The following is a 15,783-nucleotide window of genomic DNA, read 5'->3' as shown; positions in this document are numbered from 1 at the left end:
CGATGAATGACTGGAAACAAGGTTGCCTGGCGCTGGTGCTGGTGTTCTCTGCCAGCGCGACACTGGCATGGGCCCGTACGGCTCCCGCAGCGCTGCAGGCACCCCTGCCGCTGGAAGTCGCCACGCAAATGAACGCCCACAATGGACGGTCGCCGATCGAGCTGTCCCCGGACGGGCAATGGGTGGCGCATACCTTTTCCGGCGCGGAGACGGTGGCGCGGGACACTGCGATGTATACCGCCAGCGGCTTTCCGTTGGCCGAAGGCAATGCCCGCATGCATGCGGTGGTCACCCATACCCGCACCGGAGAGATGATACGGCTCGGCAGCGACGACAGTGCGAGTTGGGGCGCGGTATGGGCGCCGGATGGACGGCGCGTTGCCTTCTATTCCGATGCGGGCGGTGAGGCGGGACTGTGGATATGGGACATGGCGACCCGGACTGCACGCCGTTTTCCGGGCATCGTCGTGCGGCCGTTCTTCGGTTTCGAGACAGTCCGCTGGATGGCCGACAGCCGCCGGCTGGTCAGCAAGGTGCTGCCAGAGGGCATGCGTGCGGCGGAAGCCAATGGCGCCGCGCTGCAGCCGGAGGGCGACAATCGGTTCAGGCCTGTCGGTGCCAATGAAGCGTCGGTGTTCGTGCTGTCATCAAGACCGCCTCCGCCGACGGTCCAGACCGCCCGACCACCTGCCGCGCTCGCGATCGATCCGCTGGCGGCTGAGCTGGCCGTGCTGGACGTGGACGCCGGTACGATCCTCCGTGTCGGAGCCTACTCGGCCATACGTTATTACGCGATCTCACCCGACCAGCGACATCTGGCCTACACGGTTGTCGCTGGCTTCGAACCCAACAGCCAGCAGCCGCTGTACGACCTGATGCTGTATTCGTTCTCCTCTGGCACGCCGCGCAAGCTGGCTGCGGGGGTCAAGCTGGCGTACGGACTGGAGTGGAGCTGGTCGCCTGACAGCCGCCGGCTGGCCTACATCGCAAGTGGCCTACGTGCGGACGGCGCCATCGTGGTGGTGTCACTGGAAGATGGAAAGGCGCGCCGGCTGGAGCTGGGGGATGCGCCTGGATTCGATAACGGCAACGGCATCTTGCCGCCTTGCTGGGATGCACAGTCGGAGCACCTGTACACGGTGGGCAAGGATGGCAAGCTGTGGCGCACACCGCTGGATGCTGGTCGCGCTGTCCTGGCAGGCGACATCGAGGGGCAGCGGATCACCGAGATCGTCACTTCGCGCAGGCGGTCCGGTGTCTGGGCCCGTGACGGCAGGATATGGGTGCTGGCACGCGCCAAGGAAGGCGCGCAGTCGGGCTTGTACGGTATCGATCCGGCGACCGGGCAGGTCGAGCCTGGGCTGGTGGAGCAGGCCAGGCAATACACCACCTATTTCAATCTGGATGTAAGCGAGGCCAGCGGTGAGATCGCATACGTCGCCAGCGACCAGCAGCGCCCGTTCGACGTCTGGCTGTTCGATCCCGTCAGCGGCAAGACGCGCCAGGCCACGCATCTCAATCCGGGGCTGGAGCGCTACCACCTGGGCCAGGCGCGGGTGATCGAATGGAGCGGCGCCGACGGCCGCCGGCTGCGCGGTGCGCTGTTGTTGCCGCCCGGCTACCAGCAGGGGGACAGGCTGCCCTTGGTGGTCTGGGTGTACGGCGGCGCCAACGGGTCTGAATCGGTGGACAGCTTCGGCCTGTGGGGCAAGATGGAAACCTTCAACATGCACGTACTCGCCACCCGCGGCTACGCCATCCTGTATCCAGATGCGCCGGTGGACGTTGGAACGCCGATGAAGGACATCGTCGATGCGGTGATGCCGTCCCTGGACGCGGCCGTGCAGCAGGGTTACGCCGATCCGGACCGGATCGCGGTGATGGGGCAGAGCTACGGCTCCTACAGCGCACTGGCGTTGATCGGGCATTCCAATCGCTTCAAGGCGGCGGTGCTGACCGGAGCGGTCGTCCATCCCGACCTGGTCGCCGGTTATCTCGAAATGAGCCCGCAAGGCATGGCCAACAACATCGGCTACTACGAGCAGGGGCAGGGCAGCATGGGGGGCAGCCCGTGGCAGTATCGCGAGCGCTATCTGGACAACTCGCCGGTGTTCCTGTTCGATCGCATCGAGACGCCGGTGCTGATCGGGCAGGGCTCGCAGGACAGCCGGCTGTTTGCATCCGACGCAATCTTCGTTGGCCTGCAAAGGCTGGGCAAAGAGGTTGAATATCGCATCTATGAAGGCGAATCCCACGTGATCAGCCGTCGACCGAACGTGATTGATTTCTGGCAGCGCCGTATCGATTTCCTGGACAAGCATCTTGGTGTATCGCGCGTTGATGACACCCAATGATCGAGGCCAGGGCTGGAAGTGTTGCAGGAGCATCCTGCGGCGGTGGACCGGCGGCTCTGGCTATTCAAAGGCAAGCAAGTCAAAGGAAAGCAAGCGGCGAGATGGATAATTGAGAATGGCTTATCGCATCGGCGGTCCGCCAAGGCGTGCCAGCTTGTCGGGATTGCGCATGACGAAGACGTCCTGCAACTGGCCGGCGTCATCCCAGGCGAACGAGACGGTCGCGGTGATGCCGTCGGCGTCGCGGACGATGAAGCCGGGCAGGCCATTGAGCAGCACCTCCTGCATCGCCGCCGGCGACCACCAGACATGCAGGCCGGCTTCGATGAAGCGCAGCACTTCGCCATGGCCGCGCATCACGCGGCGCGCGGCGCTGACCTTGCCGCCGCCATCGGACGACAGCCGTACTTCGTCGGACAGCAGGGTCGCCAGCAGGGTCGTCGAGCCGGTCGCGATCGCGTCGCGGAACGCGTCCAGCAGGCGCCGCTGCCGTGCCGCCGGGGTCGCATGGCGCACACGCTCGCCGGCAATGTGCTGGCGTGCGCGGGCGACCAGCTGGCGGCATGCGGGCTCCTGCAGGTCCAGCACAGCGGCGACGTCGGGATAAGGCCGGTCGAAGATCTCGTGCAGCAGGTAGGCCGCGCGTTCCTTCGGGGTCAGCCGCTGCAACGCCAGCAGGAATGCCGTCGTCAGCGACGACGCCAGCGTCGCCGCCTGCAGCGGATCGCCGGCGCTGCTGGCGTGGGTGTCGCCATCCACGCCACTGAGTTCGTCATGGCCACCGCCATCGGGCACCGTCTGCACCGGCTCGGGCAGCCAGGTGCCGATGTAGTCGACGCGCGCACGGTCGGCCGCCTTCAGCAGGTCCAGGCAGTGGCGCGTGCAGACGGTGGTCAGCCAGGCATCGGCATTGGCGATGTCGCTGCGCTCGTTGGCCTGCCATTTGAGGAAGGTGTCCTGGACGGCATCCTCGGCGTCGGCGCGCGAGCCGAGGATGCGATAGGCCAGCCCGAGCAGCATCGGCCGCGCGGCCTGGAAGCGCCAGGCGGGGTCGCTGTGATCGAGGAGACCGACGGTGGACATGTTAGAACCTGTGCAAAGTCTGTCGCGAGCGCGGCCATGTGGCGCGTGACGTGCATGCTAGTGAAGAGCAGGCAGAAAGCGCAGTGTACGTGCCTATCAATCAACACCTTCATGAGCATTTGCGGCCACCCTCCATGGCGGCCACCCTTGGGGCCATCGCCGGCGCGATGTCAAGAACCGCTCCAGGCGGTTCTTTCGAGCACCGCACGCGCGCCAGATGGCAAGCGCAGCAGGATTTTGAACAGGTTCTCAGTGGTTGGAGACCTGCAGGCGGTTCCACAGGTTGATCATGCCGATCGTCGCGGTCAATGCGGACGCCTCGGCATCGCTGAAATGCGCCCGCAGTCCGGCGCGCAACGACGCGTAGTCGGCCTGCGGATCGAGCTGGGTCAGCGCTTCGGTCCATGCCAATGCGGCGCGTTCGCGCGCGCTGTAGTCGCCGACGTGGCGCCAGACGACGAGCCGGTCGAGGCGTTCGCTGGTCTCGCCGTCGTCGCGGGCCTCACGGGTGTGCATCTTGACGCAGTAGCCGCACTGGTTGATCTGCGAGGCGCGCAGCACGACCAGGTGGTGGAGCTTGCGGTCGGGCTCGGCCGCGCCGATCGTGGCCTGCGCGGCGATCAGCGCCTGCATGACGTCGGGAAGTTGCTGCGGCAGGTGGAACGGGGCATCGGGTCGGGACATCGTGGCCTCCTCGGCATGGGGTTCACAGGTCCGACGATCCACGTCGTGCCGCTGTGACATGCCGTTGCAGGATGGGCCTGGGGCGCGTGCCGATGCCTCGATGCCGGATCGGTCTTGCCCTCGTCTCGTCCGGCGACGCTGGCCCCCGCAGGGATCAGCGCGCCGCCGTCACCGCTTCGAGGATGCGCTTGCCGGCCTCGATGTCGGCCTGCTGCTCGGAGACCGCTTCGACCGGCGCCGATTCGGCGTCGCTGCGTGCCGCCAGCGGGCAGTGCGCGGACATGTAGTCGATCTCGAGGTTCAGGCGTTCGAGCAGGAAGTCGACGAAGGCGCGCACCTTCGGCGATTGTCCGTGGCCACGCGGGAACACCGCGTTGAGCACGTACTCGCCGCCGCTCCAGCCGGCCAGCACGCGCTTGACCAGGTCGCGCTCGACGAAGGCCTTGACCATGACGTCGGCACCGATGACCAGGCCTTCGCCGCACAGCAGCGCGCCTTTCAGCGCGGCCGGGTCGTTGGCCACCAGGATCGGGTTGATCGCGAAGCTGCGCATGCCGTTGCCGTCGTCGAGCGACCAGTGGTACCCGTTGCCGTGGCGGTTCTTCGGCATCGCCAGCGTGCGGTGGTACTGCAGTTCGTCGGGGTGCAGCGGCTCACCGTAGCGCGCGATATAGGCGCTGCCGGCGAACACCTGGGTCTTGAGCACGCCAAGCTTGCGTGCGACATAGGTGGAGTCGGGCAACTCGCCGATGCGCAGCGCGACATCGATCTCGCCGCCGATCAGGTCCAGCGGTTCGTTGCTGAGCAGCATCTCCACGCGCACTTCGGGATGGCGCATATGGAACTCGCCCAGCAGCGGTGCGATCTTGTCGATGCCGATCGAATACGGTGCAGTGAAGCGCAACCAGCCGCGCGGGCCCGCCTGCAATTGCGTCACCGCGCTTTCGGCTTCATTGAGGTCGCGTGCGATGCGTTGCGAATGTTCGAAGTAGATGTTGCCGGCTTCGGTCAGGCCGAGCTTGCGCGTCGTGCGATGCAGCAGTTGCGCGCCGAGACGCGTTTCGAGTTCCTGCACCTTGCGGCTGACCGTGGTCTTGGGCAGTCGCAACGACTTGGCGGCCGCGATGAAGCTGCCGTGCTCGACCACCTTGACGAAGATCAGCGTGTCGTTGAGATCGTGTGACATGGGAGGCTCCGGAGGGGGAAAGGGCGATTGGCCCACCTGCTGGACAATTATTCCCTGAATTGATGGCTAATCAAGTGCCGGTCCAGCGTCTATCGTGAGCGCCATTCCCGCCGAGGACTGCCGTCATGCGCGCCACCCGCCACTCCCATCTCTCCTACAGCAGCCTGGTGCTGCTGCTGGCCGTGGACGTGCTCGCTCTCAGTGCTTTCCTTCTGGATCAATGGCTTGAGATGGGTCCTGGGTGGGTCTGGCTGGTCGCCGGGGCGGTCACCGCGGCGACCATGCCGGGGTTGCTGCGGCTGGCGGACAAGGTGTTCGTGGCGGCCCGTGCATACCGGAATATCCCGGTGATGGGAGTGAAAATCCCATGATCGGGACAATGTCGAACGGGACAATGCCCGCGACCCTGGTCTTCGGCGCCACCGGCGGCGTCGGCCGGGGCGTGGTCGAGGCCGCCCTCGAAGCCGGGCGCCGCGTTGTCGCGGTCTCCGCCGATGGCGCGGCCCTGCGCCAGTTGAAGCGCCGCCATCGCGGCGATCGCGTGATCACCCTGGGTGCGGCGATCACCAGCGATCGCGACGCGGCCGCATTGGCCGAGCGCCTGCGCGCGCTGGACGTGTCGATCGATGGCGTCGTCGCCAGCATCGTCGGCGAACATGATTGCGGCCGCCTGCTGGACCAGGCCGCCGACGTGCTGCGACGCACGCTCGACGAAGACCTGATGCCGCACCTGTTCGCCGCACGCCACCTGTTCCCGTTGCTGCCGCAGGACGGCTCGCATGGCTATGTGCTGATCGGCGGACCCGGCGGCGACTATCCGTGGGCCGGCTATGGCCATTGCTCGATCGCCGCCGCCGCGCTGCAGATGATGGCGCGCGTGCTGCACGACGAAGCGGGTCGGCATGGACTGCGCGTGCACCTGCTCAACATCGATGCGCCCGTGCGCACGGCTGTCAACGCCGGACAGGCCTGCGACGCCTGGCCGAACGCGGTCAGCGTCGGCCGCCGCGCGCTGGCGCTGCTCGAGCGTGATGCCGCACGCAAGCCGCTGCCTGCGGTGGTCGGCTATGCCGATGCCGCGCGCTTGACCTCAAGTGCGCTTGAGAGCGCAGCATCGCGTTCCGCTGCCGCCCGTGCACCCGCCGGGCCGGCGAAGCCGCCAAGCCCTCCAAGCCACGCGATCGCGACCCGTCCCCGTCCGGTGGTCCGGATGCGTGACCTTCGCGATGCCCGCCAACTGCTCGATCAATGTGCCTCCCTTCCCCTCCCAGGATCTTTTGAAGATGAACATTCATGATGCAATGACCGTCGCTGCCAAGCGCACGCGACGATTCGCCCTTCCCGCGCTCGGCCTGTTGGCCGTCGCGGTGCTGGCTGCGTGCAGCAGCCAGGCCGATCCCGGCGAGGCCGCAGCGATGCCAGCACCCGAGGTCAGCGTTGCCGAGGTGCTGTCGCGTCCGGTCGCCGAGTGGGACGGCTTCACCGGTCGCGTGCAGGCCGCGGAAACCGTCGAACTGCGCCCGCGCGTCAGCGGCTATGTCGAACGCGTGGCCTACCGCGAAGGCGGCGAGGTCAACAAGGGCGACCTGCTGTTCGTCATCGACCAGCGGCCGTACCGGACCGCGCTGGCCAGCGCACAGGCGCAGCTGGCACGTGCCCGCAGCGAAGCGCAGTTGACCCTGACCCAAGCCAATCGCGCCAGCGAGCTGCTGGCCGCCAGCGCCATCTCGCGCGAGGAATCCGAGACCCGTCGCGCTGCCAGCACGCAGGCCGCGTCGTCGGTGCGGGCGGCCGAAGCGGCGGTGCAGGCCGCGCAGCTGGATCTGACGTTCACCGAGGTGCGCGCGCCGATCAGCGGCCGCGCCGGACGTGCGCTGGTGACCGCCGGCAACCTCGCCCAGGCCGACGGCACCTTGCTGACGACCCTGGTGTCGATGGATCCGGTGCACGTGTATTTCGAGACCGACGAGCAGACCTATCTGCGCTACAACCAGCTGACCCGCGATGGCGATCGCGCGGCATCGCGCAATGCGGTGCGCGTGGGCCTGTCGAACGAGCAGGGCTATCCGCACGAGGGCACGGTCGACTTCATCGACAACCGCGTCGAGGCCGGCACCGGCACGATCCGCGCGCGCGCGGTGCTCGCCAATCCGGATCGCGTGTTCACGCCGGGCCTGTTCGCACGCGTGCAGATCGAAGGCGGCAACGCGACCACCGCGATGCTGGTCGACGACAAGGCCGTGCTGACCGACCAGGACCGCAAGTACGTCTACGTGCTGGGCGCCGACAACACCGCGCAGCGCAAGGACGTCACCGTGGGCCGTGTCGTCGATGGCCTGCGCGTGGTGCAGTCGGGGCTGGAGGCGGGCGACAAGGTCATCGTCAACGGCGTGCAGAAGGTGTTCTTCCCGGGTATGCCGGTGAACGCCAAGCCGGTCGCGATGACCGGTGCGGCGCGCGCGCCGGAGACCGCGGTGGCCAGCAAATGATCGTCGCCAGCGAAGATCATGCGCGCGACGGTCGCGGCTGACCTTGCGAGCTGACGAGCACGCCTGACAAGCGGGCCTGACAGGCAAGCCCGCCTGCCAGGCAGTCGACCGGCCCGCCATCGCGGCGCGCCGGGGTCCGGCGTCGATGCAATACCGCAATGCCTGCGCACGGACCTGTGCGCAGGACGGCACTTCATTCTCTTTTCCAGGACGTTCCTCCATGGACTTCTCCCGTTTCTTCATCGACCGGCCGATCTTCGCCGCGGTGTTGTCGATCGTGATCTTCGCCGCCGGCCTGATCGCGATCCCGATGCTGCCGATCAGCGAATATCCCGAAGTCGTGCCGCCCTCGGTGGTCGTGCGCACCGTCTATCCCGGCGCCAACCCCAAGGTCATCGCCGAAACCGTCGCCACGCCGCTCGAGGAAGCGATCAACGGCGTCGAGGACATGATGTACATCAAGTCCGTCGCCGGCTCCGATGGCGTGCTGGTGACCACCGCGACGTTCCGCCCCGGCACCAATGCCGATGATGCCGCCGTGCGCGTGCAGAACCGCGTCAGCCAGGCGCTGGCGCGACTGCCCGAGGACGTGCGCCGCCAGGGCGTGACGACGCAGAAGCAGTCGCCGGTGTTCCTGATGGTGGTGCACCTGACCTCGCCCGATGGCCGGTACGACACCCTGTACCTGCGCAACTACGCGCGCCTGCACGTCAAGGATTCGCTGGCGCGACTCAGTGGCGTGGGCGATGCGCAGATCTTCGGCGGCGGTGACTACGCGATGCGCGCCTGGCTGGACCCGGACAAGATCGCCTCGCGCGGGCTGACCGCCGGCGACGTGGTGCGCGCGATGCGCGAGCAGAATGTGCAGGTTTCCGCCGGCCAGCTCGGCGCCGAGCCGATGCCCAACAGCGACTTCCTGACGCTGATCAACGCACAGGGCCGCTTGCAGTCCGAAACCGAGTTCGGCGACATCGTGGTCAAGGGCGGCGCTGATGGTGAGATCGTGCGGTTGTCGGATGTCGCGCGCCTGGAGCTGGGCGCGGGCGACTACAGCCTGCGCGCGCAGCTCGACGGCAAGAACGCGGTCGGCATCGGCATCTTCCAGGCGCCGGGCGCGAACGCGCTGCAGATCCAGGAGCAGGTCATCGCGAACATGGATCGCCTGTCCGAGAGCTTCCCGGAAGGCATCAAGTACGAGGCCGTCTATGACACCACGATCTTCGTACGCGACTCGATCAAGGCGGTCGTGACGACGCTGCTGGAAGCGACCCTGCTGGTCGTGCTGGTGGTGATCCTGTTCCTGCAGACCTGGCGCGCGTCGATCATTCCGTTGATTGCGGTGCCGGTGTCGATCGTCGGTACGTTCGCGGCGCTGTACCTGCTGGGGTTCTCGATCAACACGCTGAGCCTGTTCGGTCTGGTGCTGGCGATCGGCATCGTCGTGGACGACGCGATCGTCGTGGTCGAGAACGTGGAACGCAACATCGAGGAGGGCTTGACGCCGCTGGCGGCCGCCCACCAGGCGATGAAGGAAGTCTCCGGTCCGATCGTCGCGATCGCGCTGGTGCTGTGCGCGGTGTTCGTGCCGATGGCCTTCCTGTCGGGCGTGACCGGCCAGTTCTACAAACAGTTCGCGGTGACCATCGCGATCTCGACAGTGATCTCGGCGATCAACTCGCTGACCCTGTCACCGGCGCTGGCCGCCCTGCTGCTGAAGCCGCATGGCGCCCCCAAGGATGCGCCCACGCGCGTGATCGACCGGCTGTTCGGTTGGGTCTTCCGTCCGTTCAACCGCTTCTTCGCGTCGAGCTCCAACCGTTACCAGGGCGCGGTATCGCGTGCGCTGGGCAAGCGTGGCGCGGTGTTCCTGGTCTATGCGGCGTTGCTGGTCGCGACCGGCCTGATGTTCAAGGTCGTGCCGGCGGGCTTCATCCCGCTGCAGGACAAGCAGTACCTGATCGCCGCGGTGAAGCTGCCGGAAGGGTCGTCGATCGCGCGCACGGATGCGCTGCTGAAAAAGGTCACCGATGTCGCGATGGCGACCGACGGCGTGCAGCATGCGATCGCCTTTCCCGGGTTGAACGCGGTGCAGTTCACCAACACGCCCAACACCGGCGTCGCGTTCCTGCCGTTGAAGCCGTTCAACGAGCGTAGCCGCAGCGCCGTGGAGATCACCGCCGAGATCAACCAGAAGATCGGTGGCTTCCAGGAAGGCTTCACCTTCGCGCTGATGCCGCCGCCGATCCTCGGCCTGGGCAATGGCGCGGGCTACCAGATGTTCATCCAGGACCGTGGCAACCTCGGTTACGGCGCCTTGCAGAACGCAGTCAGCGCCTTCCAGGGCACGGTCATGCAGACGCCGGGCATGGGCTATGCGAACACGACCTACCAGGCCAACGTGCCGCAGCTCGACGCCGAAGTCGACCGCGTCAAGGCCAAGGCCCAGGGCGTGCCGCTGACCGAACTGTTCGACACGCTGCAGACCTACCTGGGTTCGGCCTACGTCAACGACTTCAACCAGTTCGGCCGCACCTGGCAGGTGATCGCCCAGGCCGATGGTTCGTTCCGCGACAGCGTCGAGGACATCGCCAACCTGCGCACGCGCAATGACCGCGGCGAGATGGTGCCAATCGGTTCGATGGTCTCGATCAAGCAGAGCTTCGGCCCCGACCCGGTGCTGCGCTACAACGGCTACCCGGCGGCCGACATCGCCGGCGACGTCGATCCGCGCGTGATGTCGTCGGCCCAGGCAATGGACGTGGTCCGCGACGTGGCCGCCAAGGTGCTGCCGCATGGCATGGAAATCGAATGGACCGACCTGAGCTACCAGCAGGCCAGCCAGGGCAATGCCGCGCTGGTGGTGTTCCCGCTGGCGGTGTTGCTGGCGTTCCTGGTGCTGGCAGCGCTGTACGAAAGCTGGACGCTGCCGCTGGCGGTGATCCTGATCGTGCCGATGACGCTGCTGTCGGCGCTGCTGGGTGTCTGGATGACCGGTGGCGACAACAACGTGTTCGTGCAGGTGGGCCTGGTGGTGTTGATGGGCCTGGCGTGCAAGAACGCGATCCTGATCGTCGAGTTCGCCCGTGAACTGGAGCTGCAGGGCAAGAGCATCGTCGAGTCCGCGCTGGAAGCCTGCCGCCTGCGCCTGCGTCCGATCGTGATGACGTCGATCGCGTTCATCGCCGGTACCGTGCCGCTGGTGTTGTCGACCGGCGCCGGTGCGGAGATCCGCTCGGTGACCGGCATCACGGTGTTTGCCGGCATGCTCGGCGTGACGCTGTTCGGCCTGTTCCTGACCCCGGTGTTCTACGTCGCGTTGCGCAAGCTCGCAAACCGGCCGCTGGTCTCCCATGGTCCGCATGCGCCGGTCGCGCACGTGGCGCAGCTCTGAACCACGGCTTGGCTGGCGCTCAGCCAGGCCCTGCTTGAATCCATTCCCTCCCGCCGCGGCCGTCACCGGCCGCTTGCAAGCTCCCTCCCCCTGTCCACTTTCCCGTTCCCCACATCCGAAGAGACATCCCGATGAACGCAACCACACAACGCATTGCCCTGGTCACCGGCGCGACCCGCGGCATCGGTCTTGAAACCGTGCGCCAGCTGGCGACGGCCGGCGTGCACGTGCTGCTGGCCGGCCGCGACCGCGCCAGGGCCGTCGAGGCCTCGCTGGCCCTGCAAGCACAGGGCCTGCCGGTCGAGGCGATCGCCCTCGACGTCACCAATGCCGACAGCCTCGCGGCCGCCGTCGCTGAAGTCGGTGCCCGCCACGGCCGCCTGGACATCCTGGTCAACAACGCCGGCATCATGATCGACGCCCCCGGCGTGGCACCGTCGCAACAGTCGCTGCAGGTCTGGCGCGACACCTTCGACACCAACGTGTTCGCGCTGGTGGCGACGACCCAGGCCTTCCTTCCGCTGCTGCGGGCCGCGCCGGCCGCGCGCATCGTCAATGTGTCCAGCGTGCTCGGCTCGGTGACGCTGCACAGCCAGCCCGGCTCGCCGATCTACGACTTCAAGGTGCCGGCCTACAACGTGTCCAAGAGCGCGGTGAACGCGTGGACGGTGCAGCTGGCCTACGAGCTGCGCGACAGCGCAATCAAGGTCAATGCGATCCATCCGGGTTACGTCAAGACCGACATGAGTCCCGAAGGTGACATGGACGTGGTCGAGGGTGCGCGCTCCAGCGTCGAGATGGCATTGCTCGATGCCGACGGTCCGCAAGGCAGCTTCACCCATCTGGGACAGGTGCTGCCATGGTGACCCGTCTGCTGGTGAGTACGCTGGCCACGGCGCTGCTGGCGGCGTGCGCGGTCGGCCCGGAACATGTGCGTCCGACGATGGCGGTCGCCGACAGCTTCGGTGCGGCCCCGGTCGCCGGCGCCGTGACCCATGCTGCCGTGAGCAACGATGCGCTGGCGCCCGCCGGTGCCGCCGACGACGCGTTCTGGCGCGCGTTCGGCGATCCGCAACTCGATGCGCTGGTCGACGACGCCCTGCTGGCCAACCACGACCTTCGGATCGCGCTGGCCAACCACGATCGCGTGCAGGCGCTGCTGCGCGGGACGCGGCTGGACCGGCTGCCAACGCTGACCGGTACGGCCGAGGCCAGCACGCGCCGCGCCAGTGGCGACCAAGCACCCGGCGTGACGTCGCGGGCACGCGATGTCGACAGCTACTCCGCCGGCATCGAGGCCGCGTGGGAGCTGGACCTGTTCGGTCGCGTACGCAGGAACGTCGAGGCCGGCGGTGCCGAGGCCGCGGCCTCGGAAGCCGACCTGCGCGCGATGCAGGTGGTCATCGTGTCCGAGGTCGCGCGCCAGTACGCCAACCTGCGCGGCGTGCAGGAGCGCCTGCGCGTGGCCGAGGCCAATGTCGACAACCAGCGCGAGACCGCCCGCATCGTGCAGTCGCGCCTGGATGCCGGTCGCGGGACCGACTTCGATACCGCGCGTGCGCGTGCCCAGCTCGACACCACGCAGGCGCGCATCCCGGCATTGCAGGCCGAGCAATCGGCCACGCTGAACCGCCTCGCGGTGCTGACGGGCCGGATGCCCGAAGCGCTGGACGCGACGCTGGGCGCGCGGGCACCGCTGCCGTGGGTACCGGCGATGATCGATCCGGGCACCCCCGGCGCGCTGCTGCGCCGCCGCCCGGACATTGCCGCTGCCGAGCATCGGCTGCATGCGGCGACCGCGCGCATCGGCGTCGCCACCGCCGACCTGTTCCCGCGCTTCACGCTGGGTGGTCTGATCGGCACCCAGGCGACCGACAGCAGTGCCCTGTTCGAGCGCGGCAGCGAAACACGCCTGGTCGCATTGGGCATCGACTGGTCGTTCCTCGATGTCGGGCGCGTCCGCGCCCGGATCGCCGCGGCCGATGCCGATGCCGAAGGCGCGCTGGCCCGCTACGAGCAGACCGTGCTGACCGCGGTCGAAGACACCGAGAACAGCCTGGTGCGGCACGCGCGCACGCGTGAGGAAGATGCGTATCTGCAACGCGCGGCGCAGGACAGCGCCAATGCCGCCCGGATCGCGCGCCTGCGTTACGAAGCCGGTGCCGGCGAGCTGCTGGAAGTGCTGGATGCCGAGCGCACGCAATGGCAGGCCGAGGATGCATTTGCCGATGCCAGGACGCGCACCGTGACCAGTGCGGTGGCGCTGTACCGCGCCCTTGCCGGCGGTTGGCCGACGTTGCCGACGCGCGTGCCGGTCGCCTCCCGCGGAGATTGAAGCCTGGGCTGATCGAGGGCCTGGGGTGATGGAGGGTCCGAGATGAGGATCGTGGCCATGGAGGGCCGCGATCCCTTTGTCGGCAGGCGTTGACACGCCACGCATCCGTCCCGCCGACACGATCGCGTATGTGAACCCAGTCGCAATCCGTCTGTAGCGTTCCCGCATGAACAGGCATTCGTTCACTGCATCGACACTGCCGCCTTCCTAGCCTGATCGCGTTATCTCAACGAGCGGGCAACGACAAGGATGGGCGACATGAACAAGACGTCGCGAGATCCTGCAAACGCCATTTACGCCGACCTGGATCTGGCTTCCGATGCCTGGCGTCAATGCGAGCGACGCCTGTTCCGCAACTACCTGCAGGCCGAGTGGTACTCCACCGGCCGGCATTGGACGGATTACGCACCGGCCTTCCACTACGGCCACGTGCAGGCACTCCGTCATGCAGGTCAGCGGTTCGAGGACGTCGCGCCTGCGTTGCAGGCAGGATGGGCGGACGCGGCAGGCGACTCGCGCCTGAGCTGGGCGGAAGCGCTCGGCCCAGTCCGCGAGGCCTGGCAGGACGCGGAGCGGATGCAGGCACGCGGTGCGCGGACCGGGAGCACCGGCACGCGTCAATGACGGGTTTGCTCCAAGGCGGGCTTGCTCCAGGACGGGCTTTTCCCATGACGACACTGCGGGCGGCCATCATGGACCAGCGCCTGCTCGCGACCACGCACAAACCCGCGTAAAACCGGGCGGCGCTGCAAGCTTGCGCGAGCAGCCGCGGCCCCGCCGATGCCTGATCTTCCGCCGCGGGCATTGGCCCTGCGCGAGGACGTGCCGCGCCAGGGCACACGGACGCAAGGTGGCCCTCGTTCCAGGCCTACGCCATGTCACGCACCCGGCGGACCCTGCGTCGGGCGCGGTCGCGCGTTACCATGGCGCTCTTTGCCGGCGCCCCGAGGGCCTTTGCGATGGATTCCAACGACAACCAGCACAACGGCGTCAGCCGCACCCAGGCCGAAGAGGCCGTGCGCACGCTGCTGCAGTGGGCGGGCGAGGATCCCGCACGCGAAGGCCTGCTCGATACCCCCAAGCGCGTGGTCAAGGCCTACCAGGAATGGTTCAGCGGCTATGCGCTCGACGCCGACGAGTACCTGGCGCGCACGTTCAAGGAAGTCGAGGGCTACGACGAGATGATCGTGCTGCGCGACATCGAGTTCGAAAGCCATTGCGAGCACCACATGGCGCCGATCATCGGCAAGGTCCACATCGGCTACCTGCCCAAGGGCAAGGTCGTGGGCATCAGTAAGCTCGCACGCGTCGTCGAAGCCTATGCCAAGCGTTTCCAGGTGCAGGAGAAGATGACCGCGCAGATCGCCAGTTGCATCCAGCGCGCATTGCAGCCGCTCGGCGTTGGCGTCGTCGTTGACGGTGCCCATGAATGCATGACCACGCGTGGCGTGCACAAGCGCGGCGTCAGCATGATCACCTCGACGATGCTGGGCAGCTTCCGTGAGGATGCGCGCACCCGCGCCGAGTTCCTGCGTTTCATCGAGGTCGGCGGCGCGCGCCGCTGAGCCGCGATCCACGCTCCACGCAATCCTGCTGCGCTTGCCGGTCGCGGGGCGTGCGGTGTTGCGGCTGATGTCGTCGCACAAGTGCGCAGCGTCCTGCTCGATCCTCGCTCGCCCACCACGCGTCGCGGGGCTGCGCCTGCGTCAACGCGTGAGCGGGGTCTGAGCCGGCGATGGTGAGCAGCGCGAACCCGGCCGATGGCATGGCGATCGATGACGGCAGCCGCTGTCCCTGCGATTCCGGGCGTCGTCATGGCGCCTGTTGCGGGCCCTGCCATGCCGGAACGCCGGCCGCCGATGCCGAGACCCTGATGCGGTCGCGCTACAGCGCCTACGTACTGCAGCGCGCCGACTACCTGCTGGCCAGCTGGCATCTCTCGACGCGTCCGCAAGCCTTGTCGTTCGATGATGCGCCCACTTGGATCGGCCTGCAGCTGCGCCGTCATCGCGTCATCGACGCGACCCATGCCGAGGTCGAGTTCATTGCGCGCTTTCGTGTCGGTGGCGGCTCGGCCCGGCGCATGCACGAACGCAGCCGTTTCGTCCACGAGGATGGACGCTGGTATTACGTCGACGGCGAGATGCTGTAGCGCGGCGGCACGGTTGCCGACAATGCGCGTCGATGGCCCCCACGACACAGGCCACACAAAACAGCAGGGCCGGACGACAGCATCGCCCGGCCCTGCGTTCATTGCGGTT

13 protein-coding genes are annotated in these 15,783 nt (G+C 67.4%); 10 read left to right on the top strand and 3 right to left on the bottom strand.

Translation table 11 applies throughout. From position 1 onward, the window contains the following. Positions 1 to 2 precede the first annotated feature (2 nt). Positions 3 to 2,354, top strand: coding sequence for a S9 family peptidase (locus ACYX7E_RS01680; RefSeq protein WP_462079052.1), 2,352 nt, complete (start codon positions 3 to 5; stop codon positions 2,352 to 2,354). Between the two features lie 120 nt (positions 2,355 to 2,474). Here ACYX7E_RS01680 and sigJ read toward each other — a convergent pair whose 3' ends face one another. The 3 genes from sigJ to ACYX7E_RS01665 all read right to left on the bottom strand — a co-directional run bounded on the left by sigJ (position 2,475) and on the right by ACYX7E_RS01665 (position 5,307). Next, positions 2,475 to 3,437, bottom strand: a complete 963-nt coding sequence (gene sigJ, locus ACYX7E_RS01675) for an RNA polymerase sigma factor SigJ (RefSeq protein WP_462078795.1) — start codon at positions 3,435 to 3,437, stop codon at positions 2,475 to 2,477. A gap of 249 nt (positions 3,438 to 3,686) precedes the next feature. Then, positions 3,687 to 4,121, bottom strand: coding sequence for a carboxymuconolactone decarboxylase family protein (locus ACYX7E_RS01670; protein ID WP_462078794.1), 435 nt, complete (start codon positions 4,119 to 4,121; stop codon positions 3,687 to 3,689). Positions 4,122 to 4,275: 154 nt separating this feature from the next. Continuing rightward, the gene (locus ACYX7E_RS01665; RefSeq protein ID WP_462078793.1) at positions 4,276 to 5,307 is read right to left on the bottom strand and encodes a LysR family transcriptional regulator; all 1,032 of its coding nucleotides are present in this window, start codon (positions 5,305 to 5,307) and stop codon (positions 4,276 to 4,278) included. Positions 5,308 to 5,432: 125 nt separating this feature from the next. On the opposite strand from ACYX7E_RS01665, the gene ACYX7E_RS01660 reads away from it, so the two are divergent. The 9 genes from ACYX7E_RS01660 (at position 5,433) to ACYX7E_RS01620 (ending at position 15,674) form a co-directional block, all read left to right on the top strand. Continuing rightward, a complete protein-coding gene (locus ACYX7E_RS01660; protein WP_462078792.1) occupies positions 5,433 to 5,678 on the top strand; it encodes a hypothetical protein in 246 nt (81 codons plus the stop codon). Between the two features lie 23 nt (positions 5,679 to 5,701). Beyond that, positions 5,702 to 6,604: an SDR family oxidoreductase gene (locus tag ACYX7E_RS01655; RefSeq protein WP_462078791.1), complete on the top strand. Its 903-nt coding sequence runs from the start codon at positions 5,702 to 5,704 to the stop codon at positions 6,602 to 6,604. A gap of 4 nt (positions 6,605 to 6,608) precedes the next feature. Next, on the top strand, positions 6,609 to 7,796 hold the full coding sequence (locus ACYX7E_RS01650; protein WP_462079051.1) for an efflux RND transporter periplasmic adaptor subunit: 1,188 nt from the start codon (positions 6,609 to 6,611) through the stop codon (positions 7,794 to 7,796). Between the two features lie 220 nt (positions 7,797 to 8,016). Then, the gene (locus ACYX7E_RS01645) at positions 8,017 to 11,187 is read left to right on the top strand and encodes an efflux RND transporter permease subunit (RefSeq protein WP_462078790.1); all 3,171 of its coding nucleotides are present in this window, start codon (positions 8,017 to 8,019) and stop codon (positions 11,185 to 11,187) included. Positions 11,188 to 11,318: 131 nt separating this feature from the next. Beyond that, the gene (locus tag ACYX7E_RS01640) at positions 11,319 to 12,053 is read left to right on the top strand and encodes an SDR family oxidoreductase (RefSeq protein WP_462078789.1); all 735 of its coding nucleotides are present in this window, start codon (positions 11,319 to 11,321) and stop codon (positions 12,051 to 12,053) included. Continuing rightward, positions 12,047 to 13,522, top strand: coding sequence for an efflux transporter outer membrane subunit (locus tag ACYX7E_RS01635; protein ID WP_462078788.1), 1,476 nt, complete (start codon positions 12,047 to 12,049; stop codon positions 13,520 to 13,522). The genes ACYX7E_RS01640 and ACYX7E_RS01635 overlap by 7 nt, the downstream gene beginning before the upstream one ends. Before the next feature lie 258 nt (positions 13,523 to 13,780). Beyond that, a complete protein-coding gene (locus ACYX7E_RS01630) occupies positions 13,781 to 14,146 on the top strand; it encodes a hypothetical protein (RefSeq protein ID WP_462078787.1) in 366 nt (121 codons plus the stop codon). A 335-nt stretch (positions 14,147 to 14,481) separates the two neighbouring features. Continuing rightward, positions 14,482 to 15,087 (top strand): GTP cyclohydrolase I FolE, encoded by a 606-nt coding sequence (gene folE, locus ACYX7E_RS01625; RefSeq protein ID WP_462078786.1) that lies wholly within the window; start codon positions 14,482 to 14,484, stop codon positions 15,085 to 15,087. A 200-nt stretch (positions 15,088 to 15,287) separates the two neighbouring features. Further along, on the top strand, positions 15,288 to 15,674 hold the full coding sequence (locus ACYX7E_RS01620; protein ID WP_462079050.1) for a YchJ family protein: 387 nt from the start codon (positions 15,288 to 15,290) through the stop codon (positions 15,672 to 15,674). The last annotated feature ends 109 nt before the right edge of the window (positions 15,675 to 15,783 follow it).

It is taken from the genome of Luteimonas sp. RIT-PG2_3, from assembly GCF_054902115.1.
The sequence above is the reverse complement of the archived record's forward strand: the minus strand, read 5'-3'. Positions and strand labels throughout refer to the sequence as shown.